16 protein-coding genes are annotated in these 24,711 nt (G+C 66.8%); 6 read left to right on the top strand and 10 right to left on the bottom strand.

The genetic code is table 11. From position 1 onward, the window contains the following. Positions 1 to 199 precede the first annotated feature (199 nt). The 6 genes from BMY90_RS08540 (at position 200) to BMY90_RS08565 (ending at position 13,067) form a co-directional block, all read left to right on the top strand. Complete coding sequence (locus tag BMY90_RS08540; RefSeq protein ID WP_092703258.1) at positions 200 to 1,144, top strand: AraC family transcriptional regulator; 945 nt, start codon at positions 200 to 202, stop codon at positions 1,142 to 1,144. Between the two features lie 342 nt (positions 1,145 to 1,486). Beyond that, the gene (locus BMY90_RS08545; RefSeq protein ID WP_092703260.1) at positions 1,487 to 7,444 is read left to right on the top strand and encodes an autotransporter domain-containing protein; all 5,958 of its coding nucleotides are present in this window, start codon (positions 1,487 to 1,489) and stop codon (positions 7,442 to 7,444) included. 139 nt (positions 7,445 to 7,583) lie between these two features. After that, complete coding sequence (locus BMY90_RS08550) at positions 7,584 to 8,618, top strand: amidohydrolase family protein (RefSeq protein WP_092703262.1); 1,035 nt, start codon at positions 7,584 to 7,586, stop codon at positions 8,616 to 8,618. Beyond that, the gene (locus BMY90_RS08555) at positions 8,615 to 9,142 is read left to right on the top strand and encodes a hypothetical protein (RefSeq protein WP_092703264.1); all 528 of its coding nucleotides are present in this window, start codon (positions 8,615 to 8,617) and stop codon (positions 9,140 to 9,142) included. Before BMY90_RS08550 ends, BMY90_RS08555 begins: the two co-directional genes overlap by 4 nt. A 250-nt stretch (positions 9,143 to 9,392) precedes the next feature. Continuing rightward, the gene (gene kynU / locus BMY90_RS08560) at positions 9,393 to 10,676 is read left to right on the top strand and encodes a kynureninase (RefSeq protein ID WP_008211935.1); all 1,284 of its coding nucleotides are present in this window, start codon (positions 9,393 to 9,395) and stop codon (positions 10,674 to 10,676) included. A 219-nt stretch (positions 10,677 to 10,895) separates the two neighbouring features. Further along, positions 10,896 to 13,067 (top strand): LTA synthase family protein, encoded by a 2,172-nt coding sequence (locus BMY90_RS08565; RefSeq protein WP_092703266.1) that lies wholly within the window; start codon positions 10,896 to 10,898, stop codon positions 13,065 to 13,067. Between the two features lie 32 nt (positions 13,068 to 13,099). On the opposite strand, the gene BMY90_RS08570 is transcribed toward BMY90_RS08565, so the two are convergent. The 10 genes from BMY90_RS08570 to BMY90_RS08615 all read right to left on the bottom strand — a co-directional run bounded on the left by BMY90_RS08570 (position 13,100) and on the right by BMY90_RS08615 (position 24,695). Beyond that, positions 13,100 to 14,374 (bottom strand): glutamate-5-semialdehyde dehydrogenase, encoded by a 1,275-nt coding sequence (locus tag BMY90_RS08570; RefSeq protein WP_092703268.1) that lies wholly within the window; start codon positions 14,372 to 14,374, stop codon positions 13,100 to 13,102. Next, on the bottom strand, positions 14,371 to 15,534 hold the full coding sequence (proB, locus tag BMY90_RS08575; RefSeq protein ID WP_037100026.1) for a glutamate 5-kinase: 1,164 nt from the start codon (positions 15,532 to 15,534) through the stop codon (positions 14,371 to 14,373). The genes BMY90_RS08570 and proB (BMY90_RS08575) overlap by 4 nt, the downstream gene beginning before the upstream one ends. A gap of 143 nt (positions 15,535 to 15,677) precedes the next feature. Further along, the gene (proB, locus tag BMY90_RS08580) at positions 15,678 to 16,835 is read right to left on the bottom strand and encodes a glutamate 5-kinase (RefSeq protein WP_092703270.1); all 1,158 of its coding nucleotides are present in this window, start codon (positions 16,833 to 16,835) and stop codon (positions 15,678 to 15,680) included. Next, positions 16,832 to 17,974, bottom strand: coding sequence for an acyltransferase family protein (locus BMY90_RS08585; protein WP_175481539.1), 1,143 nt, complete (start codon positions 17,972 to 17,974; stop codon positions 16,832 to 16,834). The genes proB (BMY90_RS08580) and BMY90_RS08585 overlap by 4 nt, the downstream gene beginning before the upstream one ends. Before the next feature lie 17 nt (positions 17,975 to 17,991). Next, a complete protein-coding gene (argH, locus tag BMY90_RS08590) occupies positions 17,992 to 19,296 on the bottom strand; it encodes an argininosuccinate lyase (protein WP_092703274.1) in 1,305 nt (434 codons plus the stop codon). Between the two features lie 85 nt (positions 19,297 to 19,381). Then, complete coding sequence (gene argC, locus BMY90_RS08595) at positions 19,382 to 20,353, bottom strand: N-acetyl-gamma-glutamyl-phosphate reductase (protein ID WP_092703276.1); 972 nt, start codon at positions 20,351 to 20,353, stop codon at positions 19,382 to 19,384. Next, the gene (locus BMY90_RS08600) at positions 20,350 to 20,952 is read right to left on the bottom strand and encodes a GNAT family N-acetyltransferase (RefSeq protein ID WP_092703278.1); all 603 of its coding nucleotides are present in this window, start codon (positions 20,950 to 20,952) and stop codon (positions 20,350 to 20,352) included. The genes argC and BMY90_RS08600 overlap by 4 nt, the downstream gene beginning before the upstream one ends. A 2-nt stretch (positions 20,953 to 20,954) precedes the next feature. After that, on the bottom strand, positions 20,955 to 22,271 hold the full coding sequence (locus BMY90_RS08605; protein WP_092703280.1) for an acetylglutamate kinase: 1,317 nt from the start codon (positions 22,269 to 22,271) through the stop codon (positions 20,955 to 20,957). Positions 22,272 to 22,383: 112 nt separating this feature from the next. Continuing rightward, the gene (locus BMY90_RS08610) at positions 22,384 to 23,505 is read right to left on the bottom strand and encodes an acetylornithine deacetylase (protein WP_092703282.1); all 1,122 of its coding nucleotides are present in this window, start codon (positions 23,503 to 23,505) and stop codon (positions 22,384 to 22,386) included. After that, positions 23,505 to 24,695 (bottom strand): argininosuccinate synthase, encoded by a 1,191-nt coding sequence (locus BMY90_RS08615; RefSeq protein ID WP_092703284.1) that lies wholly within the window; start codon positions 24,693 to 24,695, stop codon positions 23,505 to 23,507. The genes BMY90_RS08610 and BMY90_RS08615 overlap by 1 nt, the downstream gene beginning before the upstream one ends. Positions 24,696 to 24,711 lie beyond the last annotated feature (16 nt).

A 24,711-nucleotide genomic window follows, 5' to 3' on the forward strand; every position in this document is an offset into this window, starting at 1 on the left:
CCCTCCAGAGGGCAGTCCCGGTAGCCGCGGGCCGGTCTGGGATGCTCCGGCGCCGAGGCCGCCCTCACGACAAACGATGGCCACGCACCCGGCAGAAAAGCCATGCGCGCGGTCGATGCCCGCCAACCCGTGACGTGAGCCCGTTCGCACTGCCGCATGCCGACATCCGCGACGCTGCACTTATCATCGACGTTCCCCCTTGGAGACCGCCGCCATCGACCCGCAAGAGCAGGATGACGTCAATCCGCTGCGTTTCGACGCTCCGCCCGCCGGCCCACACGTGCATCACGTGCGTCGGCACCTGCCGCCCATGCTGATCGAAGATCCGCGCGTGCTGGCGGCAATCCGCGTGATCGAAGCCGGCTTTCCCGACGAACCGACGCTGGCCAGGCTGGCGGCGCAAACCAGGCTCAGCCCGTTCCACTTCCACCGCCTGTTCGCCGACGTGATGGGCGAGACGGTGAATGGCTATGTGCGGCGCATCCGCATGGATACCGCAGCGATCCTGCTGCTGGCCTCGCCGCTCGCCGCACAGGACGTCGCCGCCGCGGTGGGGTACGGCAGCCTCGCCGCGTTCAACCACGCTTTCCGGCGCCAGTTCGGCCTGCCACCCACCCGCTACCGCGAACTGGCGCGCGCGGCGGTCATCGACATCACGCCGGACGACTTGCAGCGTGCGCGCCGCGTCCGGGTGGAGACACAACTCCCGTTGTCGCTGGTCGGCGCCCGCTTCCACGGCAGCTACGACCAAGCCGAGGACTACTGGCTGCGTTTCGCCGCCTTGCTGCACAACCACGGCATCGAGCCCGATGGCCTGGCCGCCTATGCGCTGATCCGCGACAACCCGGAGATCACCCCGAACGGCCTGATCCGCTACTTCTGCATGGTGGCCGACCCCGGCATCCCGGACCCACTGCCGGCGCCGCTGGAACGCTTCGCCGTACAGCCCGGCCGCTATGCCTGCCTGCGCCACGACGGCCCGTATGCCGGCATCTTCCCCGTGTACTTCGCGATCAGCCCGGTGTGGCTCAACAAGCACGGCGAACGCTTCGGCATGGCACCGGCGATGGAACGCTACGAGGCACCGCCATGGCGTAACGTCGGCGGCGAGCAATCCGTCACGGTGATGATCAAGCTGCTCTGACGGGATAACACGGCGACAGCAATCCCGATCAAACGCAGGCATCGGTACGTTGCCACAATCCACGACTTGCCCGGCGGCACGAAGCCCTGCGGCACAAGCGTGGCTACAGGGGATCTCGTGCGATGGACAAGCCTGCCGGTAATCGCAGCATGCAAGCCCGCGTGCGTCGCGATTCGTCCGTGCACGCATGCCCTGCGCCCGACTGGCCGCCCTGGTAGACCGCAGTCCCGACCGAACCTCCTGCCACGGGCGTGCGCCGCAACCGTTTCCACGACGCATCCGCCCCGGCCGCGCACGCGTGCCCCCCCATTACATCACTTCCCTGTTCGAGGAATTCCCGCAATGAACCGCACCTACCGATTGGTCTGGAACCGCGCCCTGCGCGTCATGCAGGTGGCTTCGGAACTGGCCATGCCGCCGCGTCACGGCACTGCCGCCGCAACGACCTCGCGCCTATCCCGGCGCCTGCTCGCCGTGGCCTGCGCCGTGGCGCTGTCGGCCAGCCTGGCTCCGCTGCCGGTATGGGCCACCGTGGGCGGCAGCCAGGGCGGTGCTGGCGGTGCCGGCAGTGGCGCCTACGGCGGCAGCGGCGGCAACGGCAACGGCGGCGGTGGCCAGGGCGGCAGCGGCTGGGCGGGCGTCGCCGGCAGCAACGGCAACGGCGGTGCCGGCGGCCATGGCGGTTCGGCCATCAGTGCCGGCGGCAACGGCGGCAGCGTGGGGGCCACCACCATGGGCAATACACCGGTCACCGGCGGCAACGGCACGGACGGCCAAACCGACCCCGGCACCAGCTTCATGAGCGGTGGCGGCGGTGGCGGCGGCGACGGCGTGTACACCGCAGATACGGGTATCACCGTCGGCGCGGGCCTGGCTATCACCGGCGGCCACGGCGGCAACGCGGGCAACGGCGACCGCATCGGCGGCGGCGGCGGCGCCGGCGGTGCCGGGCTGGCGACGCTGACCGACGCCACCGTGCTGACCAACGCCGGCAACATCACCGGCGGCCAGGGCGGCAATGGCGGCAGCGGCCAATGGAGCGGCGGCGGCGGTGGCGGCGGCGACGGCATCCTGGTGTCGGGCGCGAGCGGCAACCTGACCAACAGCGGCAGCATCGCCGGTGGCGCGGGCGGCGCCTCGGGCGGCATCACCAGCTTCAGCGGCCTGGCCGGCGAAGGCGGGGCCGGTATCGACCTGGCCGGCGACGGCACCCTCGTCACCAACAGCGGCAGCATCGCCGGCGGCGACGCACACACCGCCGCCGGCGCCGGCATCACGGGCGGCAACGGCAGCCACGTCACCAACCTGGCCGGTGGCAGCATCGCCGGCGGCGACACCCTGGACAACTACACCATCGGCGGCAGCGGTATCGCGGCCGTCACCAGCGGCGCGCAGACTTTCATCATCGACAACGCCGGCACCCTCCGTGGCGGCATCGGTGCCAACGCCACCGGCGGATTCAACGGCAACGGCACGGGCGGCGACGGCATCCAGGCCACGGGCAACGTGACCATCGGCAACAGCGGGCTGATCGAAGGCGGCCACGGCGGCTCCAACAACGGCGGCGGCCACGGCGGCACCGGCATCGCGATCGCCGTCGCCAGCGGCGAGCAGGCCACCGTCACCAATCGCAGCGGGGGCGTCATCCGCGGCGGCTATGGTGGCGTGGTCGGCAGCGGCAACCTCGGCGGCACCGGCATCGACGCCAGCGGCAACGTAAGCATCGTCAACCAGTCGGGCGCCGCCATCCTCGGCGACGACGGCGGCCTCAGCGACATCAGCACCAGCGGTGGTACCGCGATCGCCGCCACCAGCGGCGCCAGCATCGACAACAGCGGCACCATCGCAGGTACGGGTGGCATCATCGCCGGAACCGCCATCCGTGTGCTCGACATCGCCGCCCCCGACGACAGCGCGGGCGCGACCGTCATCGTCAATCGCGCGGGCGGCACCATCCAGGGCGGCAACGGCCAGGATGCCAACGCCGGCGCGGCAGCCATCGTCGCCAGCGGGCAGACGTCGATCGACAACAGCGGCAGCCTGATCGGTGGACAGTCGTCCGTCGGCGGCGTCCAGGCCGACGCGGTGGTGCTTTCCGGCGGCGGCAACACCCTGCTGCTGCGTGCGGGTTCGAGCATCACCGGCAACGTGGTCAGCAACAGCGGCAGCGGTGTCGGCGGCGACAGCTTCATCCTCGGCGGCGACGACAACGCCATCGGCGGCAACACGTTCGACACCGGCACCGCGACCGGCTTCGCCAGCTACCAGAAGAGCGGCGCCAGCACCTGGACGCTGACCGGCATCGGCTCCACTGCGCAGGACTGGTCGATTGCCGCCGGCACCCTGGTCGGCGACAGCACCAGCCTGGCCGGCAACATCGACGACGCCGCGGCGCTGGTATTCAACCAGGCTGCCGACGGCAGCTTCGGCGGCATCGTCAGCGGCGCCGGCAGTCTTGCCAAGACCGGCACCGGCACGCTCGTGCTCACCGGCGCGAACACCTACGGCGGCGGCACCACGATCGACGCAGGCACGCTGTCGGTGTCCAGCGACGGCAACCTCGGCGACAGCGCCGGCGCGGTCGACATCGACAACGCCACCCTGCAGGCCGGCGCCTCGTTCGCTTCGGCGCGCGCTTTCAGCCTCACCAACTACGCCCACATCGACACCCAGGGTTTCGACCTCACCCTGTCGGGCCCGATCACGACGAGCGGTTACGGCATCCTCTTCAAGGACGGCGCGGGCACGCTCACCGTCACCGGTCACGCCAATGCGTACCAGGGCACGATCATCGACGGCGGCACGCTGGCCTTGTCCGGCGACGGCGCCATCAGCGGCACCCTGGACATCCAGGGCGGAGCCAGCTTCGACATTTCGCAGACCCGCGCCGGCGCCAGCATCGGCACTCTCGGCGGCAGTGGCACCGTGGCGCTGGGCGGGCAGACGCTCACCGTCAACCTCGGCGCGTCTAACTGGAGCTTCGATGGCACGCTGGACGACGGCGGCATCGGCGGCGGCACCGGCGGCAGCATGGTGCTCGACGACGACCTCGGCATCGCGACCTTCGCCGGGGTGAACGGCTACACCGGCAGCACCACCATCGCGGCCGGCACGCTGGCACTGACCGGCACCGGCCGCATCGCCGCGTCCAGCGGGCTGATCGACAACGGCACGTTCGATATCGCCGGTACCCGTGGTGGCGCCAGTGTCACCAGCCTGGGCGGCAGCGGTGCCGTGACACTGGGCAGCCAGGCCCTGACCCTGAGCCGCGCCCACGACAGCTTCGACGGCGTCATCGCCGGCAGCGGCGGCCTGCTGCTCGATGGTGGCCGCCAGGTCCTGAACGGCGCCAACACCTACACCGGTCTCACCGACGTGCATGGCGGCACGCTGATCGTGGGCGACGACGCCCACGCCAGCGCCGCCATCGCTGGCAGCGCGCAGGTGGAAAACGGTGCCACCCTGGGCGGCCACGGCCGCATCGGCGGCGACGTCACCGTGCAGTCCGGCGGCCATCTTGCACCCGGTGCGTCGATCGGCACGCTCACCGTCGGCGGCAATCTCGTCGCCGCATCGGGCAGCGTGCTCGACTACGAATTCGGCGCCCCCGGCGCGGATCTCCATACCTTCGGCACCGGCGACAACGTGAAGGTCGACGGCAACCTCGAACTGGACGGCGCCGTGCTCAACGTCGCCGATGCCGGTGGCATGGGGCCTGGCCTCTACAACGTATTCCGCTGGGGCGGCTCGCTCACCGAAACCAACGGCGGCGTGGCCCTCGGCAGCACGCCGACCGGCAGCATCCTGCAACTACAGACGCTCAGCGCCGACGGGCAGATCAACCTGATCGCCACCACCGGCCTCACGCTGAACATCTGGAATGCCAACGGCCAAGCCAGCGCCAGCCACATGGGCGGCGGCAGCGGCACCTGGACGACCACCGCGCCGGTGTGGACCGACGCACAGGCCGACGTCACCTCGGCGATGCAGCCACAACCGGGCTTCGCCATCTTCGGCGGCACGGCGGGCACGGTCACGGTGGACAACGGTGCCGGCACGGTCAGCGCTACCGGCCTGCAATTCGCCAGCGACGGCTACACGCTCACCGGCGACACGCTGACCTTGGTGGGCGCGGGCGGCAGCGCGCCGGTGATTCGCGTGGGCGACGGTTCCGGCGCGGGCACGGGCATGACCGCGACAATCGGCAACGTGCTCGCCGGCAGCGCCGGCCTGACCAAGACCGACCTCGGCACCCTGGTGCTGGGTGGCGCCAACACCTACACCGGTGGCACCTTCGTCGATGGCGGCACGCTGTCCGTGTCCGGCGATGGCAACCTCGGCGCGGCCAGCGGCGGCCTCACCCTCGACGGCGGCACGCTGCGCGTGACCGGCACCGCGTTCCGGAGCACCGCACGCACGCTCACCCTGGGTAGCGCCGGCGGCGGCTTCGACATCGCCGACGCGGGCAACACCTTCACCGTCGACCAGGCGTTGTCCGGCAGCGGCAGCCTGACCAAGCGCGGCACCGGCACCCTGCTGCTCACCGGCGCCAACACCTATACCGGCGGCACCGTGGTCGAAGCGGGCACGCTCGCCGGCGATACCGCCAGCCTGCGCGGCGCGATCGCCGACAACGCCACGCTGTCCATCGCGCAGGCCAGCGACGGCAGCTTCGACGGCACGCTGTCCGGCCACGGCACGCTGCTGAAATCCGGCGCCGGCACGCTCACGGTCAACGGCACCAACCCGTTCGCCGGCACCACCACCGTGCAGGCCGGCAGCCTGGTGGTGGGCGACGACAGCCACGCGGCTGCCACGCTCGGCGGCATGGTGACGGTGGCCGCCGGCGCCACGCTGGGCGGCATCGGCACCCTCGGCGGCCTCGACCTCGCCGGCACGCTCAGCCCCGGCAACTCCGTCGGCACGCTGCACGTGAGCGGCAACGCCACCATCGAACAAGGCGCGAGCATGCGCATCGACGCCACGCCGGACGGCCATGCCGACCAGCTCGCGGCGGGCGGCAAGGTCGACATCCTGGGCGGCAGCGCGCTGGTGCTGGCGCAATCGGGCAACTGGGCGCCACGCACCGACTACACCATTGTGACGGCGACGAACGGGGTGAGCGGCCAATTCGCCTCGGCCACGTCCAGCCTCGCCTTCCTCGTGCCGGTGCTGAGTTACACCGCCGATGCGGTGAACCTGTCGCTGCAGCGCAACGACGTCGGCTTCGCCGACGTGGGCGCCACACCCAACGAAAAGGCCGCCGCGCACGGCGCCGAGAGCCTGGGCCAGGGCACGCCGGTGTACGACGCGCTGGTGAAACTGGACGCGCCGCAGGCACGGCACGCGTTCGACCAGTTGAGTGGTGAGATCTACCCCGGCACGCTCGCTGCGCTGGCCGAGGACGACCGCTACGTGCGCGACGCGGTCAACCGCCACCTGCTCGGCCTCGGCGAAGGCACCGAAGCCCGTACGGCCGATGGTACCGACGCGTGGCTGAGCGGCTGGGGCCACTGGGGCCGCGACGATGGCGACGGCAATGCGGCCTCGCTGCGCGCCAACGGCAGCGGCCTGCTGTTGGGCGTGGATCGCACCGTGGGCATGGACAGCCGCCTGGGCCTGTTGCTCGGCCACGGCCAGAACTCGCTGGATGTGGATCAGCGCGCCTCGTCGGCGCACGTGCGCAGCCGCCAACTGGGCGTGTATGGCGACACTTCATTCGGCGCACTGCAGCTGCGCGCCGCCGCCATCCACGCCTGGCAGGACGTGGACACGCAACGCACCACGGACTTCCCCGGTTTCGACGAACGCCTCGCCAGCCGCCGCCACGTCCGCAGCGACCAGGCCTACGTGGAAGCCGGCTACCGCCTCACGCTGTCGCACGGCCAGCAACTGGAGCCGTTCGTGAACCTGGCGCACGCGCAACTGCATGCCGGCGCGGTGCGGGAAAGCAACGGCCAGGCCGCGCTGGCGGTGGCCGCCGCCGACCCGTCGGTGAGCAGCGCCACGCTGGGCCTGCGCGATACCTTCACCTCGAAGGCCGGCCTGCACCTCCACGCCAGCCTCGCCTGGCAGCAGGGCTGGGGCGACATCACGCCGGTGGCCACGATGCGCTTCGCCACCGGCGGCGACAGCTTCGCCGCTGCCGGCGTGCCGCTCGCGCGCCATGCGCTGTTCGCCAACCTGGGCACGGACTTCCCGCTGGCGCGCAACGTCACGCTGGATGTCAGCTACCTCGGCCAGTTCGCCACGCGCTATCGCGACCAGGGCGCGCGGCTCAGCCTGTCGGTGGCGTTCTAGGAACCGGCTCAAGATCTTTCCCGGTGTAGGAGCGGCTTCAGCCGCTCCTACAGCAAGCTTGCGCGCCCCGCTGCGTGACGGGCCTGCCGATGTGCGACCGCGGCGGGACGCCTATGCCACGAGGTTCTAAACTCGCAGGATGCTCAAGATCGATACCCACGCGCACATCCTGCCCCGTGACTGGCCGAATCTGGCGACCAAGTACGGCAACAACCGCTTTCCGGTGATGACACACACCGATGGGCGCCACCGCATCTACAAGGATGGCAAGTTCTTCCGCGAGGTGTGGGATTCGGCCTTCGATCCGCAGACGCGCATCGACGACTACGCCCGCTTCGACGTGGACGTGCAGGTGATTTCCACCGTGCCGGTACTGTTCTCGTACTGGGCTCCGGGCCACCAGGCGCTGGAACTGCATCGTCATTTGAACGACCACATGGCCGGCATGTGCCGCGACCACCCTCGTCATTACGCCGGGCTGGGCACGGTACCGCTGCAATCGCCGGAGCTGGCCGTGCGCGAGCTGGAACGCTGCATCGACGAGCTGGGGCTGGCCGGCGTGCAGGTCGGCTCGCACTGCAACGACTGGAACCTGGACGCACCGGAACTGTTCCCGTTCTTCGAGGCCGCCGCCGATCTGGGCGCCGCGGTGATGGTGCATCCGTGGGACATGATGGGCGCGGCGTCCATGCCCAAGTACTGGATGCCATGGCTGGTCGGCATGCCGGCCGAGCAATCCCGCGCCGGTTGTTGCCTGGCCTTCGGTGGCGTGCTGGAACGGCTGCCGAAGCTGCGCGTGATGCTGGCCCACGGCGGCGGCAGTTTCCCGTACACCATCGGCCGCATCGAGCACGGCTTCAAGATGCGCCCGGACCTGGTGGCCACCGACAACCCGCGCAATCCGCGCGAGTACCTCAAGCAGCTGTATTTCGACTCCTGCGTGCACGACGACCACGCCCTGCGCTATCTGCTGGATGTGACCGGCGTCGACCGCGTGATGCTCGGTACCGACTATCCTTTCCCGCTGGGGGAACAACAGCCCGGCAGCGGCATCGAGGCACTCAAGCTCGACGACGCCACCCGCGCACGGCTGTTCCACGGTACCGCACTGGAATGGCTGGGCCTGCCGCGCCAGCGCTTCATCAATGACGCCCATCCACAGGAGCAGGCATGAGCTTGTTGCGCCACACGACGATTCTTGCCGCCGCACTGCTGCTGGCCGGCACCGCCACCGTTGCCCACGCCGATGACGTCAGCATGGCCGATGGCAGCGTGCACTTCACCACGCCGGCCAACTGGGTCGACATCATGCAGACCACGGGTGACCCGGAAGTGCACGTGTTCCAGGTGCCCGATCCGTCACCCACCGCCAGCACCAGCCTGGCGCGCATCACGGTCACGGTGAAGAAGGTGGCCGACCTGGACGGCTTCAACACCTACCGCAGCGGTGCCGACGCGAAGGCCCGTGGCCTCACCGGCTATCAGCCCGGCGTGCGGCCCGCCGACGACATCAACGGCAACGCCTATAGCGCACGCGAGAATGGCGCGCAGTTCGACTACCTCGAGTACTACTGGTTCAAGGGCGACCGCGCCATCCAGCTGCGCTGCGTGCGCCCGCAGCAGACCCAGGCCGGTGCCGCCTGGACAGCGGCCTTCGACAAAGGCTGTCACGCCCTCGCCGCCCAGCTCGGTGGCTGACTGCTGTTGTTCCGCGGGGCGCCTGGCACTTCGCACCAAAACTTTGCAGCAGCGTCATCCCAGCGGCTCTCAACGGCCGAAGGGCCGGTCAAGCCGAGATCCAGCGTCTATAGGCCATTGAAAGCAAAGGCGCTGGATTCCTGCTTTTGCAGGAATGACGGGCAAAATCGGACCTTTCCCAAAGCTCGTGGACACCCTTTTTTGTCGCCGCACCGCCCCATGTCATTCCGCACGAATCAGAGACGTACCCATGCCACTTGCCTACGAAGCCACCCACGCCTGGGCGCAAGCCGCCGATGCTGCCGATCCGCTGCGCGCATTTCGCGACGAATTCCTGATCCCGCCGCATGACGGCAAGGACGGCGTGTACTTCTGCGGCAATTCGCTGGGCCTGCAGCCACGCGCCGTGCACGAGGCGGTGAACGCGGAACTGGGCCGCTGGGGCGAACTCGGCGTCGAGGGGCACTTCACCGGCAAGCTGCCGTGGATGAACTACCACGAATTCGTGCGCGACCATCTCGCCGAAGTGGTCGGTGCACGGCCGTCCGAAGTGGTGACGATGAACACGCTGGGCGTGAACCTGCACCTGATGATGGTGAGCTTCTACCGCCCCACGGCCGAGCGCCCGGCGATCCTGATGGAAGCCGGTGCCTTCCCTACCGATCGCTACGCGCTTGAATCGCAGGTCCGCTTCCACGGCTTCGACCCCGCCGACGCGCTGATCGAGCTGCAAGGCGACGAACCGAACGGCACCCTGTCGATGGCCGCCATCGAACGCGCGCTGGCCGAACACGGTTCACGCATCGCACTGGTGATGCTGCCCGGCGTGCAATACCGCACCGGCCAGGCGTTCGACCTCAAGGCCATCACGGCGCTTGGCCACCGCCACGGCTGCATGGTCGGTTTCGACCTGGCCCATGCCGTCGGCAACCTGCCACTGCAATTGCACGACAGCGGTGCCGACTTCGCCATCTGGTGCAGCTACAAATACCTGAACTCGGGCCCGGGTGCGGTAGGTGGCGCCTTCGTGCACGAGCGCCACGCCACGGCCGTGCTGCCGCGCTTCGCCGGCTGGTGGGGCCACGACAAGACCACCCGCTTCCAGATGGGCCCCGAATTCGTGCCCACGCCCGGCGCCGACGGCTGGCAGTTGTCCAACCCGCCGATCCTCGCGCTGGCCCCGCTGCGGGTGTCGCTGGAAATCTTCCACCGCGCCGGCATGGCCCGCCTGCGCGCGAAGTCGGAACAGCTCACCGGTTACCTGGAATGGCTGGTGCGCAGCCAGCTCGGCGACGTGCTGGAGATCGTCACCCCGGCCGAACCCGAACGCCGTGGCGTGCAACTTTCCATCCGCGTCTTGGGTGGTCGCGAACGCGGGCGCGCGTTGTTCGATTATTTGATGGCTCATGGCATCGTCGGCGACTGGCGCGAGCCGGACGTCATCCGAATCTCTCCTGTGCCGTTATACAACCGCTTCGCCGATTGCCTGGCCTTCGCCGAGGCGGTGCGGGCCTGGGCCGCGCCCGGGCACTGACCCGGACGGCTCGCTGGCACGCCACCCGGCGCGTCTCGCCGATGGCCAGCAACCGAAGCGACAAGGCATCCCGGCACCACCGTCGATACCATCGGGCGGCCGCTCCCGCCCGCGGGTTGTCGCACTCCGGGCGGGATGCGGATACCCTCGACGGCATGGCATTACGCGCCATGCCGGAGCCCGACTCCAGACGATCCCTTTTCCAAGGCCAGACCACGCATGTTCTCCCGCCCTGCTTCGCCTCTCGCAACACGTTTCCGGCCGCTGATCTGGCTTGGCGTGTGTTTCATCGCCATCTCGTTCGTCACCCGGCTGATCCTGCTGCTGATGACGGGCTCCGGCGTGCCGGCGAACCCGCTGTATTGGCTGTACGCCTTTGGGGTGGGCCTGGGCTATGACCTGATCACCTTCATCTATTTTGCGTGGCCGATGGTGCTGCTGCTGTGGCTGGTGCCGACCCGGCGCGGGCGCATGTCCGGCTGGAAGCACTGGTCGCTGTATGCGCTGACGGTGGTGCTGCTGTGCGCGATCTGCCTGGGTGCGCTCCGGCTGTCGTTCGACGCCAGCTGGAAAACGGCGTGGCCCGCGGTGATTCCATTCCTGTTCGCGCTGCCACTGACCGCCTTCACCTACACGTCCAGGGTCGGCCAGTGGGTGCTCTACATCTTCTGCCTGCTGCTGCTGTTCGGGCTGTTGTTCGTCGGCGCCTCGGAGCTGACTTTCTGGAACGAATTCAGCACGCGCTTCAATTTTATCGCGGTGGATTACCTCGTCTACACCCGCGAAGTGATCGGCAACATCGAAGAGTCGTACCCGATCGCACGCTGGATAACCATGCTGGCGGTGGCCGCGATCATCATTTTCGTGGCCACCCGGCGCCGCCTGCGCACCCGCGACGACACCAGCCGCTTCGGCCAGCGCAGCATCGTCGTCGCGGTCTGGCTGGGGCTGACCGTGGTCAGCGCCATGGCCGTCAATTCGGAAACCAAGAACCGCCTGCAGAACGTCTACGTCGATTCGCTGGCCGGTAACGGCATCTACGAATTCTTCGCCGCCTTCCGCAATTCCAAGCTGAACTTCCATCGCTTCTACCGCACGCTGCCGGACGGCGAGGCTTATGCCATCGTGCGCAAGATGTTGCAGACGCCGGATGCCACCTTCGTCAGCAACGATCCCCACGACCTCACCCGCATCATCCGCAACGCGGGCCCGGAGAAGCATCTCAACGTGGTGCTGATCAGCGTGGAAAGCCTGTCCGGGAAATACCTTGCCGCCTTCGGCGACAAGAAGGACCTGACGCCCAACCTGAACAAGCTGGCCGACCAGAGCCTGTTCTTCGAGCACATGTACGCCAACGGCACGCGTACCGTGCGCGGCCTGGAAGCGCTGTCGCTGTCGGTGCCGCCGACGCCCGGCGACTCGCTGGTCAAGCAGAAGCACAACGAGGGCCTGTTCTCGCTGGCGGACATCTTCAACCAGCGCGGCTACGTGTCGGAGTTCGTCTACGGTGGCTACGGCTACTTCGACAACATGAACTACTTCTTCGGACACAACGGCTACAAGGACATCGACCGCCGCGACATCCCGGCCGGCGCGACCATCCATTCGGAGAACGTGTGGGGCGTGGCCGACGAGGATCTGTTCACTCTGGCCATGCAGCAGATGGACACCATCCATGGCGAGAACAAGCCGTTCTTCCTGCACATCATGACCACCTCCAACCACCGGCCCTACAGCTGGCCGAAGGACCGCGTGGACCTGCCGCAGGGCAGCCGCGACGGCGCAGTGAAATACACCGACTGGGCGATCGGCGACTTCATCAAGCGCATGCGCGCCAAGCCGTACTTCAAGGACACGGTGTTCGTGATCACCGCCGACCACTGCGCCTCCAGCGCCGGCCGCACGCGCATCCCGGTCAACCAGTACCACATTCCGCTGATCATCTATGCGCCGGACCAGATCAAGCCGCAACGCGTCGACCGGATGATGTCGCAGATCGACATCGCACCGACCGTGCTTGGCCTGCTGAACTTCAGCTACCGCAGCCGCTTCTTCGGCTACGACATCATGAAGCTGCCGGCCGGTGACGAACGTGCCTTCCCGTCGACCTACCAGAACCTCGGTTACCTGAAGGGCGATCGCCTGACCATCCTGTCGCCGGGCCGCAAGGTCGAGCAGGTCAAGCCCAACGTGCTGACCGGCGACGCCACGCCTTACCCGCAGCTCGACCAGACCCAGCTCGACCAGGCGATTGCCTCCTACCAGGTGGCCTATGACGAGTTCGACACCGGCCGCATGCGCTGGCGTCCCAGCGACGCCACGCCGGTGCAGCCGTTGCCTGCACCGGCCAGTTCAACCGCGCCGGCAGCCGCGCCGGTGCCGGTGAACTGACCGGCACCGGGTTTCCGACGTCCCGAGTCGACTCAGGGCGTCGGAAGCCTCGACTGCGGATGCCTTACCTGGCCATCCCCGCGCACCACGAACCGCTCCACCGTCAGTGACTCGGCGCCCATCGGGCCGTAGGCGTGCAGGCGGGTGGTGGAGATGCCGATCTCGGCGCCCAGGCCCAGCTCGCCACCATCGCTGAAGCGCGACGAGGCGTTGACCATCACCACCGCCGAACGCATCGCATGCACGAAGCACTCGGCTGCGGCCTGATCCTCGGTCGCGATCACTTCGGTGTGATCGGAGCCATGGCGACGGATGTGCGCGATCGCCGCGTCCTTGCTGTCCACGATGCCGACGGTCAGCTTGAGGCTCAAGAATTCGGTGGCGAAATCGTCGTCACTGGCCGGCCCCATGTTCGGGCATAGCGCGCGTGCGCGTTCGTCGCCCAGCAGTTCCACCCGGCGCTCTCGCAGGGCCCTGGCCGCGCGCGGCAGGAAGGCCGCCGCCACGTCGGCATGCACCAGCAGCGTCTCCAGCGCATTGCAGGCGGACGGCCGCGAGGTCTTGCCATCGATCAGGATGTCCAGCGCCTTGTCCAGGTTGGCCTTGGCGTCGACGTACAGATGGCACACGCCCTTGTAGTGCTTGATCACCGGCACGCGCGCGTTCTCGGTGACGAAGCGGATCAACCCCTCGCCGCCGCGCGGGATGATCAGGTCGACGATCTCGGACAGCTGCATCAACTCGAGCATCGCCTCGCGGCTGAGGTCGTCCAGCAACATCAACGCGTGTTCGGACAGGCCCGCTTCGCGCAATACGCCGCACAGGCAAGCGGCGATCGCACGGTTGGAACGCACCGCCTCCGAACCGCCGCGCAGGATCACGCCGTTGCCGGCCTTGAGGCATAGCGCCGCGGCATCGGCGGTGACGTTGGGCCGTGCCTCGTAGATCATCGCGATCACGCCGAGCGGCACGCGTACGCGCTCGATGGTGAAGCCCTTGGCCGAGCGCTCGCTGCGCGTCACCTGCCCCACCGGGTCGGGCAACGCGGCGACCTGGCGCAAGGCCTCGGCGATGCCGCGCACGCGGCCTTCATCCAGCGCCAGTCGATCGAGCATGGCTTCGCCGATGCCCTTCTCGCGCGCCGCCGTCATGTCCTCGGCATTGGCGGCCAGGATCGTCGTGGCCTGCGCCTCCAGCGCGTCGGCCATCGCACGCAGCAAGGCGTTCTTGGCATCGGTGGACAGCTCGGCAATTTGCACGGCCGCCTGCTTGCAGAGAATCGCGGAATCGCGAACGGAACCCTTCATGAAATGACTCCCGAATCGGTGGTGATGACCATGTCATCGCGATGCATGACGCTCTCGCCGTAGCTGTAGCCGAGCTTTTGCCGGATGTCGCGTGTATGGCTGCGGGCCAGCTGGTTGATCTCGGCGGCGCCGTACTGGGTGATGCCACGCGCGACGACATACGGCTCGCCATCGGGACTGTCGCCCACGATCTCGACCATGTCGCCACGCTGGAACTCGCCGACGGCATCGATGACGCCCTTCGGCAGCAAGGACGCACCGCCCTCGCTGAGCGCGCGTGCCGCACCGGCATCCACGTGGATGCAGCCCGGCACGGCGGGAACATGCAGCAGCCAGTACTTGCGCGCCTGCATCCGGGTGGCACTGGTTCGCAGCAAGGTGCCATGGAGCAGGTCGCGCGACAGCAGGTTGACCACTTCGTTGTCGCGACCATTGAAAAGAATGGTCTGGATGCCGGCGGCAGCCGCCTTCTCGGCGGCTTCCAGCTTGGTGCGCATGCCGCCCGTGCCGACACGACTGCCGGCGGCACCGGCCATGCCCATGATTTCCGCGGTGAGCTCGTGCACTTCGTCGATGGGCTGCGCATCGGGATTGCTGCGCGGATCGGCCGTGTACAAGCCGTCGATATCCGTGGCGATCAACAGCATGTCGGCATCGATGAGCGCCGCCACGATCGCGGCCAGGTTGTCGTTGTCACCCAGGGTGAGTTCGTCCACCGCCACGGTGTCGTTCTCGTTGACCACCGGCATCACGTTGAGCGCGAGCAATTCGCTCAGCGTGGCACGCGCGTTGAGGTAACGACGCCGGTTGCGCAGATCGTCATGAGTCAGCAGCACTTGTGCCAAGGGACGATCAAACAGACGTTGCCACAAGGCCACTGTCTGGGTCTGTCCCAGCGCGGCCATGGCCTGGCGCGCGGCGTTGCTGGCATCTTCCGGCAGGTGCTGCATCAGCAGGCGTCCCGCCGCCACGGCACCGGACGATACGAGTACCACCTCGCGACCCGAGGCATGACACGAAGCAATGAATTGCGCCAGACCGAGCGCATGGCGTGTACTGAGCCCTCCGCTGTCGGCGGCGAGCAGGCTGCTGCCCACCTTGAGTACGGCTCTGCGCCATGGCGGCACGGTTTGTTGGCGAAATTTTCTTAGCTGGGTCATCGTCCTCAAACAGGGTTGGTGTGAAAAACTTATTCCCATGAACATGGGGCCTTCAAGCGCGATTGCAACGCGACGCCTCGATCCGGGGCTGACAACGCCTCATTGCGACAGGCTTTTTCCCGCATCGCCGTGCTGTCATCGCGTCAAGCTGCCGGCTCCAATCGATCAGGCATGTTTGCCAGGTCATCGCGATGCACCACTTCGGTGCCGTGACTGTAGCCAAGCAATGTTTCGATCTCCCGGCTGTGTCGTCCGGCCAGGCGACGCACTTCGACCGCCGCGTACTGACTCAGGCCGCGCGCGATTCTTCGTTCGCTGGCATCGATGATTTCCACCAGGTCGCCGCGCTGGAATTCACCCTCGGCAGCGAGGATGCCGCCCGGCAGCAGCGAGGCATGGCCATGGCTGAGTGCGCGTGCCGCGCCGGCATCGATGCGAATCCGACCGCTGCTTGCCGGTGCGTGCAGCAACCAGTATTTGCGCGCCTGCATGCGTGTGTGCGGCGCATGGATCAGCGTGCCGCGAAGCTGTCCTTGCGCGAGGGCTTGCACGGTGGCCGTATTGCGCCCGTCGAACAACGCGGTGGGAATGCCCGCTGCACCGGCCTTCTCTGCCGCCTCCAGCTTGGTACGCATGCCGCCGGTTCCCACGATACTGCCGCTGCCGCCGGCCATCGCCATCAACGCCGGCGTCACCGCATCGGCCTGCGCAATCGGCGTAGCGGCCGGGTCGCGTCGTGGATCGGCGGTGTACAAGGCGTCCACGTCGGAGGCAATCAGCAACAGGTCGGCATCGACCAGGGCCGCCACGATCGCGGCAAGATTGTCATTGTCGCCGAGCTTGAGCTCATCCACCGCCACAGTGTCGTTCTCGTTGACCACCGGCACCGCATCCAGCGCCAGCAGGCCCAGCAAGGTGGCCCGCGCATTGAGGTAGCGGCGGCGGTTGCGCAGGTCGTCATGGGTCAGCAATACCTGCGCCACCGGCCGCGCCGACAGCGATTGCCACAACCCGATCATCGGCGCCTGCCCCAGCGACGCCATCGCCTGGCGCGCCGCCAGGTCGCGGCCCGCGGATGCGCGCGCGTGCAACAGCGCCCGACCCGCCGCCACCGCCCCCGAGGACACCAGCACCACCTGTCTGCCGCCGGCATGGCTGCTTGCCATGAAGCTGGCCAGCGCCTCCGCGAAGCGCGGCGTCAAACCGCCACCGTCCGCCGCCAGCAGGTTGCTGCCGACCTTGAGTACCGCGCGCCGCCAAGGAGGCAGCGGCTGTTCCGGTAGCGTGCTTTGCATGCTCATGCGTCAGGCTCCGTCGACATGACCGCAACGCCACCGGCATGAGTGGCCGGTGCCGCATTGACCAACGCAGCCCCGGCTGCGCTCGGACTGGAAACGTTCGTGGCCGAGGCTCCGGTGCCCGGCAAATGGCGTTTGAGCCCCAGGGCCGGACGCTCCACCAGGTACCACGACAGCACCGCAAACGGCAGGGTGAATACCACTGCCAAGAACAGACCGACCGCATATGGCTGGTGGGTCCCCAGCCATTGCACCAACGTCTTTTGCACCATGAAAGCGTAAATGTAGATTCCGTAGGAAAAATCCCCGAACCGGCCACAGCGCCGCAATACCGGTGTCGACCACGTACCCACGCGAATCACCACGAAGGGGAGTAACACGTAGAGAGCTGCGTAGCCGTACCCACACGCAGCCAGGATCGTGCCCAGCACGACCAGCGCTGCAAGCAGTCGCCACGGATGGCGCTGCCATGTTTCGCGGAAGCGGAACAGGGCCGCCCCATAGCAAAAGAAGGATCCGTATTCGCACCCGAAGCCCGGGTGGAAGAGTCCCGCATCAGGATTGTGTTGCACGTCATACACCAGGTAGATGTATACCGCATAGGCACACACCAGCCCCAGCAACGCACCGCGCAGGGAATGTCGAAGCAAACCGCAAGCTCCGACCAGAAGCAACACGCCATACCAGCGCACTTCGATGGGAATCGTCCATAGCGAACCATTCACGATGGGGAACGGGCTGTGTTCGAACACCCCTGGCAGGTATTGCTGGATGGAGAAGTACAACTGTGAGAAATAATCCCGGGTCAGCGGCGAGCGGACATAGTCAGCCAGATTCCAGGTAGTCACCAGCGGGCCGAGCAAGCAGGCTGCGACAAGCGTGACCACGGCCAGGCCGGGCCAGATTCGCAACAAGCGCTTGGCCGCGAAGCGCAGCACATGCGGGTCACGGTCCCAACTCAGCGCGACCAGGTAACCACTGACCGAGAAGAACACCAGTACGCCAACGGTACCGAGCGTCATCCTGCCGAACATGAAGGTCTGCGACCTGGCAGTAAGCGCGAACTGGTGTGAGCACAACACCATGCCTGCGGCAAGCAAGCGCACGGCATCGAAATTGTTGGATGAATGCACACGCGACATCGGCATGGTGTCCTTGCCTAGTTGACGGGAGGCTCGATCGCAGCCAAACGTGCCGCAAGCTCGTCCAGCCTGAGATCGTCACCCGCCCCCGGCGACGTGCGCGCTGCCAGACTGGCCTCGGGCGTGCGTCCGGCACCTGCCGATGCAGCTGCTTCCGCGGCGGCCCGGTAGGCGTCGCGGAACGGCACGCCAGCGGCGGCCTGTTCGATCGCCACGTCGGTGGCGTACATCGTCGGCTCGATCGCCGCGCGCATCACCTCGTCGTTCCACTGCAGCCGTGCCAGCAGATCGGGCACCAGTTCCAAAGCCATCAGGCCATGACGCACACCATGGAAAATCGAGCCTTTGGAGAACTGCAGGTCGCGCTGGTAGCCGGTGGGAAGCGACAGCAATTGTTCGATCTCGGTGCGCGCCGCGGCCACGCTGGCGTAGCTGGCACGCAGCAGTTCCACCACGTCGGGGTTGCGCTTGTTCGGCATGATCGAGCTGCCGGTGGTGTATTCGGCCGGCAGCTTCACGAAGTTGAATTCGGCGGTGGTGAACAGCGACAGATCCCAGGCCAGCCGGCGCAGGTCGAGCATCGCGCTGGCAATGGCTTCCAGCACGGCCATCTCGAACTTGCCGCGCGAAAGCTGGGCGTAGATCGGCGACACCTGCATGCGCGAGAAACCCAGTGCCTTGGTCGTGTGCTCGCGATCCAGCTTCAGGTTCACGCCATAGCCGGCTGCGGTGCCGAGCGGATTGGCATCGATCAGGGCCAGCGTCTGGCGCGCACGCAGGGCGTTGTCGATGAAACCCTCGGCGAAGCCGGCAAACCACATCGCGGTGGACGACACCACCGCGCGCTGCAAATGGGTATAGCCCGGCAGCGGCACGGCCGGCTGCGCGGCGCGCTCCAGGCAGACCTCGGCGATCGCGCGGCAATGCGTTTCCAGTGCAACCAGCTTGTCCTTCAGCCACAGGCGCGTGGCGACCAGCACCTGGTCGTTGCGGCTGCGCCCGGTGTGCACGCGACGACCGGCGTCACCCAGCCGTTCGGTCAGCCGTGCCTCGATGGCGGAATGACCATCCTCGTAGCGATCATCCAGCACGAACGCGCCGCTGCGGAAATCGTCCGCCAGCGCATCCAGCTCACGCTTCAATGCCGCCGCCTCATCGATGCTGACTACATCGATGTGGGCCAGCCCTTCCACGTGCGCCTTGCTAGCGGTGATGTCGTGCAGGAAGAACTCGCGATCGAGCAGCACGTCGTCACCGGCAAGGAAGCGCATGATCTTCGCATCAATCTGGATACCGGATTTTTGCCACAAAGGCTGAGTCATCGTGAGAAATCCTGTAGGAGCGCACCCTGTGCGCGATGGCTTTGATATGGATTTCGGGAATGCAAGTCGCGCACAGGGTGCGCTCCTACGAGTTCACGGGAATGGCGGTGAGCTCGTCCACGCCAATCGCCCGATTGATGTTCTGCATCGCCTGGGTGGCCGCGCCCTTCAGCAGGTTGTCCAGCGTGGCCACGATCACCACGCGTTTGCCATCGGCCGACACCGCGAAACCGCCGATTTCGGCATGGTGGCGATCGGCAATTCGACTGACCCACGGTGCTTCGTCGAGTACTTTCACCAATGGCTCGGCGCCGTAGGCCTGGCGGAAACGCGCGAGCACGTCCTCGCGCTTCACCTGGCGCACGAGATAAAGATTGGTGGTGACGGTAAGGCCACGGAAATGCGGCGCCACGTGTGGCATGAATTCCACCGGCAGGCCAAGCTGGAAGCTGGCCTCCTTTTCGTGCCCGTGGCCGGTGAGCGCATACGGCATCAAATTGTCGCGCAGCTTCTCCGGATCATTCTTGTCCGAAGGCGTGGTGCCCGCACCGGAATAACCGGAGACGCCGAAACACACTGGCGGCGCGGCCAGCAGATCCTTCAAGGGCGCGATGGAAAGCTGCATCGCAGTGGCGTAGCAGCCGGGGTTGCTGATGTGCCTGATTCTATCGGTACCGTTGCCGCGCCACTTGTCTCGGGTCAGTTCGGGCAGGCCGTAATACCAGCTCTTGTCGAAGCGGTAATCCGCGGAAAGATCGAGGATCAGGGTCTCGGGCGCAGCGGCGTCAATCGCTTCGACGTACGGAGCCGCCTTGCCGTTGGGCAACGCCAGGATCACCACGTCGGCACGCTTGGCCGCCACTGCGGCGGGATCAAGCGCCTCGAAGCACAGCTCGCCCACGTAAACGTCGTTGTGTTCGGCCACGCGCTGGCCATCCAGCTCGCGCGAGGAGACGAAGGTCAATTCCAGCGCGGGGTGCGCCGCAATCATGCGGATCAGCTCGGTGCCGGTATGGCCACGAGCCCCGACGATACCGATGGTTTTCTTGTTGCTCATGCGTTGTTGCCCCGTTCCAGCTTGAAGGCCAGATGCCGCTTCACGGCCGGCCATTCCGATTCGATGATGGAAAACACCACGGTATCGCGGTAACTGCCGTCAGACAGGATGCGATCGTTGCGCAGCACGCCATCCTGCTTCGCACCCAGTCGTGCAATCGCGGCGCGACTGGTCTGGTTGTGCCAATGCGTGCGCAATTCCACGCGGATGCAGTGCAACGTTTCGAAGGCATGGCGCAACAGCAGCCATTTGCATTCGGTGTTCACACCCGAGCGCTGCACGCTGGCCGCATACCAGGTGTAACCGATTTCCACGTGGCGGTTCACCGCATCGGCGTGACACAGCCGGGTGCAACCCACGATATCGCCCGATGCCAGCGAACGCACGGCGAACGGCAGTGCACTGCCTTCGGCCTGCATCGCCAGCGCCTCTTCGACATAGGCGGCCACGCCGTCCGGCGTCGGCACGGCGGTGTACCAGAGCTTCCACAGTTCGCCGTCGGCCGTCGCACGTTGCAGCGATTCGATATGTTCGTGCGCCAGCGATTCCAGCCGCACATGGCGACCTTCGAGCACGATCGGGGAAAGGAATTGGCTCATCGTCAATCCACCAGGGTTGCTTGCCGTTGTGCGCAATGGTCCACGCAACGGGCGATGGTTTCCATATCCTCCAGCCCGTACCAGAACACCTTCCAGCGCGGCTGCTTCATGCAGCCGTCGGACTCGGCGTAATAGAAATGATTGACCGGGTTGCCATTGCGCGAGCGCCAGAACAGCGACGGGTTCTCCTCTCGCATCACCTGCCACACCGCGCGCCCCAGGCCTTCGCCCTGCGCGTCGTCGAGCACGGCGAACTTGTCCAGGTACGGCAACTTGCCTTCCATCGTCAGGATCATCGCGGCACGGTAGTTTTCGCTGACATAGATGCGGAAGGCCCGCGTGCGTTCGAAATAATCGTCCACCAGCCGCCGGCCGAAGCTGGACTCGATCAGCTCGCGCATGCGCGCCTTGTCCACGCCCGCCCACGACTCGAAGCGCAATACCTTCTCACCCCGTCGCACCAGCGTGCCCGAGCCCTTGTGGGTGAACAGCTCCTTGGCCAGCTCGGACGGCCGCGTGATCGAGACCGACGAGGTCAGCGGCAGACCGCTCAGCAAATCCGCGATCTGCTCGATCTTCAGGCGCATGCCGCCATTGATCCACGGCTGTGCCATCAAATGCTCGAACTCGGTACTGAGGTTGATCGAATCGATCACCTCGCCCTTGTCGTCGAGCAGACCACCGGTACCGGTCAGGAACACGATCTTGTACGGCTGCAACATGCGCACGAGCTCGTTGGCGGCGAAGTCGGCGTTGATGTTGAGGATCTGGCCCTCGTCCGTCTCGCCGAGGCTGGCGATCACCGGGATCGAATTGGCGCGCAGGCTGGCGTCGATGGCGGCCAGGTTGATGCTCTCCACCTTGCCGACCATGCCGAACGTATCGCGATCCAGATAGCTGGCCATGAACACGCCCGAGGGCACCGCGGTGGCGCGTGTATCCATCGCCTGCAGCGCCTCGACCAGCTTCAGGTTCTGCTGCTGGAACACGCGCCGCACGATGCCCAGCGCCTTCGGCGAGGTGACGCGGAGGCCGTTCACGGTCTCCTTCTCGATGCCGGCGGCGGCCAGTTCCTCGTCCAGCTGTGGACCGGCGCCGTGCAGCACGATGGGAGTCAGCCCCACCTGTTGCAGGAAGGTCAGCGACGATGTCAGATCGGCCAGTTCGTCGCGCAAGACGGCACCGCCCACCTTCACCACCGCAAAGCGTTTGGCGTCGAGTTGCGAGAACCGCTTGAGGTACTGCTGGATCTCCTTCGCACTGCCCATGCTCGACAGCAGGCGCACGATGGTTTTTCGGGTGTTGGTTTCGTTCGTCATGATTCAGGCGATCTGCGCCGCAAGCCGGTTGAGGGCAAAGTGGGCAAGGTTGAAAGCGGCACGCCACGGCGCCATCGCATCACGATGCGCCCGCGTGCCGGGTGGGAAAAACTCAGGCGAGGCCACGGTCGACGATCCGCTGGATGGATTCGGCATAGCGCTGCAACTGGTCGAGTTCGACCCATTCGTCGGCGGAATGCGCCTGCGCGATATCGCCGGGACCGTAGACGAAAGCGAGATGACCCGCCGCCGAGAACAGCGCGGCCTCGGTCCAGAAATCCACGGCGTTGCCCACCGGGAGTTCCAGTTCATCGGCAATGTCGCGCGCGGCCAGGCGACGCTCTTCGGCGCGCGCCGTATCTCCGGCGGGCAACGACGGGCCACGGAAGGTTTCCTCGAAGTGCGCCGGCTCCGGTTCGGCCAGAGCGCGCAGTTGCTGCAGCAAGGTATCCGGATGCATCGTCGGCAACGGCCGCATGCCGAAACGCACTTCGGCGGTGGGCGCGATCATGTTCGCCTTGATGCCGCCTTCGATGCGGCCAATATTGAAGCGCAGCCCGGTCAGCCCACCGAAGCGTTCGTGCGATTGCGCCGCCACGAAATCCAGCGCGGCATCGCCCCAGCGCACCGCCTGGTGCAACGCGCTGTCGCCGGCTTTCTGCTCGCCCGAGGCATGGCCGGCGTGGCCGGCAAAGCGCATCAGCACCGACTGGATGCCGCGATGCGCCAGCACCACTTCGCCCTTGGTCGGCTCGGCCACGATCACCGCTTGATAGCACCCGTCTCTCTTCGGGAGATGGGGAAAAGCATGCAAAAAGCCAGCGATGCAACGCGGATCGTTGGCTTCTTCGTCGGTGGAAAACAGCAGCGCCATGTCGCCGTCACTGGCGTTCGCCACCGCCAGCAAGGCCGCAGCCGCGCCCTTGATGTCGCAGGCGCCCAGGCCGATCGCATGCTTGTCCGTCACCCGCAACGTGTGTGGATCGGCCGTCCACGCCGGCGAATCCGGCACCGTGTCCAGATGCACGTTGAACAGGTAACGCGGCGTGCCGCGCACCGCGTGCAGCGACACGGCGCCGGCGCCGAAGTCGGTCACCGTCACCGCGAAGCCGGGCAACTGCGCACGCAGATAGTCGAAGATGCCGCCGGTATCGATCGCGCGCGGTGGATTGCGCGTGTCGAAACCAACCAGCGCACGCAAGTGATCCAGCGTGGCGTCGAGCAACGCGCTCATCAGCGGTTGACCTCTGCCCACAACGTGCTGCTCATGCCGAACAGCTTGATGAAGCCCTCGGCTTCCTCCACGCCCCAGTCCGCCGATTGCGCGTAGGTGGCGCCCTTGGCGTTGAGGATGTGCTTCGACTCGACCGCCACGGCGTTGACCACGCCACCCTGCGTCTCCAGCGTGACTTCGCCGTTGACGGTGGACTGGCTGGACGCGAGGAACGCTTCCAGGTCGGTCTTCAGCGGGTCGTGGAAGAAGCCTTCGTAGACGATTTCCACCCACTTGCGCGCCACCTCGGGCTTGAAGCGGTTCTGCTGCTTGCTGAGCACGGCCTCTTCCAGCGCACGGTGTGCGGTGAGCAGGCTGATCAGGCCCGGGGCTTCATAGATGATGCGACCCTTCAGGCCGATGGTGGTATCGCCGGTGTAGACGCCACGACCCACGCCGTACGGCGCGAACAGGCCGTTCAACCGAGCCAGCATGGTGTGGCCCGCGAGCTTCTCGCCATCCAGCGTGACCGCCTCGCCGTTGACGAAACCGATCTTCACCCGCAACGGTTTGGACGGCCATTCGGCACGCGGTTTGCACCAGCCCACCGCGCCTTCGCCCGGCGCCTGCCACTTGTCGATCTCGCCGCCGGACATGGTCAGGCCAAGCAGATTCTCGTTGATGGTGTAGGCCTGCTGCTTGGCACGCACACCGAAGCCGCGTTCTTCCAGGAAGGCCTGCTCGTAGGCACGCGTCTGCGTGTGCTCCTTCTGGATCTCGCGGATCGGCGCCACGATCTGGTAATCGCCCAGCGATTTCACCGTCAGGTCGAAGCGCACCTGGTCGTTGCCCATGCCGGTGCAGCCGTGTGCGATCGCCTTGGTGCCCAGTTCGGCAGCGCGCTTGAGCGCGGCTTCGACGATCAGGTAGCGGTCGGACACCAGCAGCGGATACTGGCCCTGGTAACCCTCGCCCGCCCACACGAACGGCTTGACGAAGCCGCTCCAGATCGCCGGGCCGCCGTCCACGGTGACGTGACTGGCCACGCCCAGTTCCTTCGCGCGGTTTTCGATGAAAGCGCGCTCCTCCGCGTCCACGCCGCCGGTGTCGGCGAACACGGTATGCACGGCCCAACCGCGCTCCTTCAGGTAGGGCACGCAGAAACTGGTGTCGAGGCCGCCGGAAAAGGCGAGAACGATATCTTTGCTCATGGCTTGCTTGGGTCCT

Origin of the sequence: Rhodanobacter glycinis, assembly GCF_900114325.1 — a bacterium.
GTDB lineage: Bacteria > Pseudomonadota > Gammaproteobacteria > Xanthomonadales > Rhodanobacteraceae > Rhodanobacter_A > Rhodanobacter_A glycinis.

Coding starts and splice junctions, on each gene's coding strand:
- BMY90_RS08545 (WP_092703260.1), top strand. CDS start 1,487: ATGAACCGCACCTACCGATTGGTCTGGAACCGCGCCCTGCGCGTCATG.
- BMY90_RS08550 (WP_092703262.1), top strand. CDS start 7,584: ATGCTCAAGATCGATACCCACGCGCACATCCTGCCCCGTGACTGGCCG.
- BMY90_RS08555 (WP_092703264.1), top strand. CDS start 8,615: ATGAGCTTGTTGCGCCACACGACGATTCTTGCCGCCGCACTGCTGCTG.
- kynU (WP_008211935.1), top strand. CDS start 9,393: ATGCCACTTGCCTACGAAGCCACCCACGCCTGGGCGCAAGCCGCCGAT.
- BMY90_RS08565 (WP_092703266.1), top strand. CDS start 10,896: ATGTTCTCCCGCCCTGCTTCGCCTCTCGCAACACGTTTCCGGCCGCTG.
- BMY90_RS08570 (WP_092703268.1), bottom strand. CDS start 14,374: ATGAAGGGTTCCGTTCGCGATTCCGCGATTCTCTGCAAGCAGGCGGCC.
- proB (WP_037100026.1), bottom strand. CDS start 15,534: ATGACCCAGCTAAGAAAATTTCGCCAACAAACCGTGCCGCCATGGCGC.
- proB (WP_092703270.1), bottom strand. CDS start 16,835: ATGAGCATGCAAAGCACGCTACCGGAACAGCCGCTGCCTCCTTGGCGG.
- BMY90_RS08585 (WP_175481539.1), bottom strand. CDS start 17,974: ATGTCGCGTGTGCATTCATCCAACAATTTCGATGCCGTGCGCTTGCTT.
- argH (WP_092703274.1), bottom strand. CDS start 19,296: ATGACTCAGCCTTTGTGGCAAAAATCCGGTATCCAGATTGATGCGAAG.
- argC (WP_092703276.1), bottom strand. CDS start 20,353: ATGAGCAACAAGAAAACCATCGGTATCGTCGGGGCTCGTGGCCATACC.
- BMY90_RS08600 (WP_092703278.1), bottom strand. CDS start 20,952: ATGAGCCAATTCCTTTCCCCGATCGTGCTCGAAGGTCGCCATGTGCGG.
- BMY90_RS08605 (WP_092703280.1), bottom strand. CDS start 22,271: ATGACGAACGAAACCAACACCCGAAAAACCATCGTGCGCCTGCTGTCG.
- BMY90_RS08610 (WP_092703282.1), bottom strand. CDS start 23,505: ATGAGCGCGTTGCTCGACGCCACGCTGGATCACTTGCGTGCGCTGGTT.
- BMY90_RS08615 (WP_092703284.1), bottom strand. CDS start 24,695: ATGAGCAAAGATATCGTTCTCGCCTTTTCCGGCGGCCTCGACACCAGT.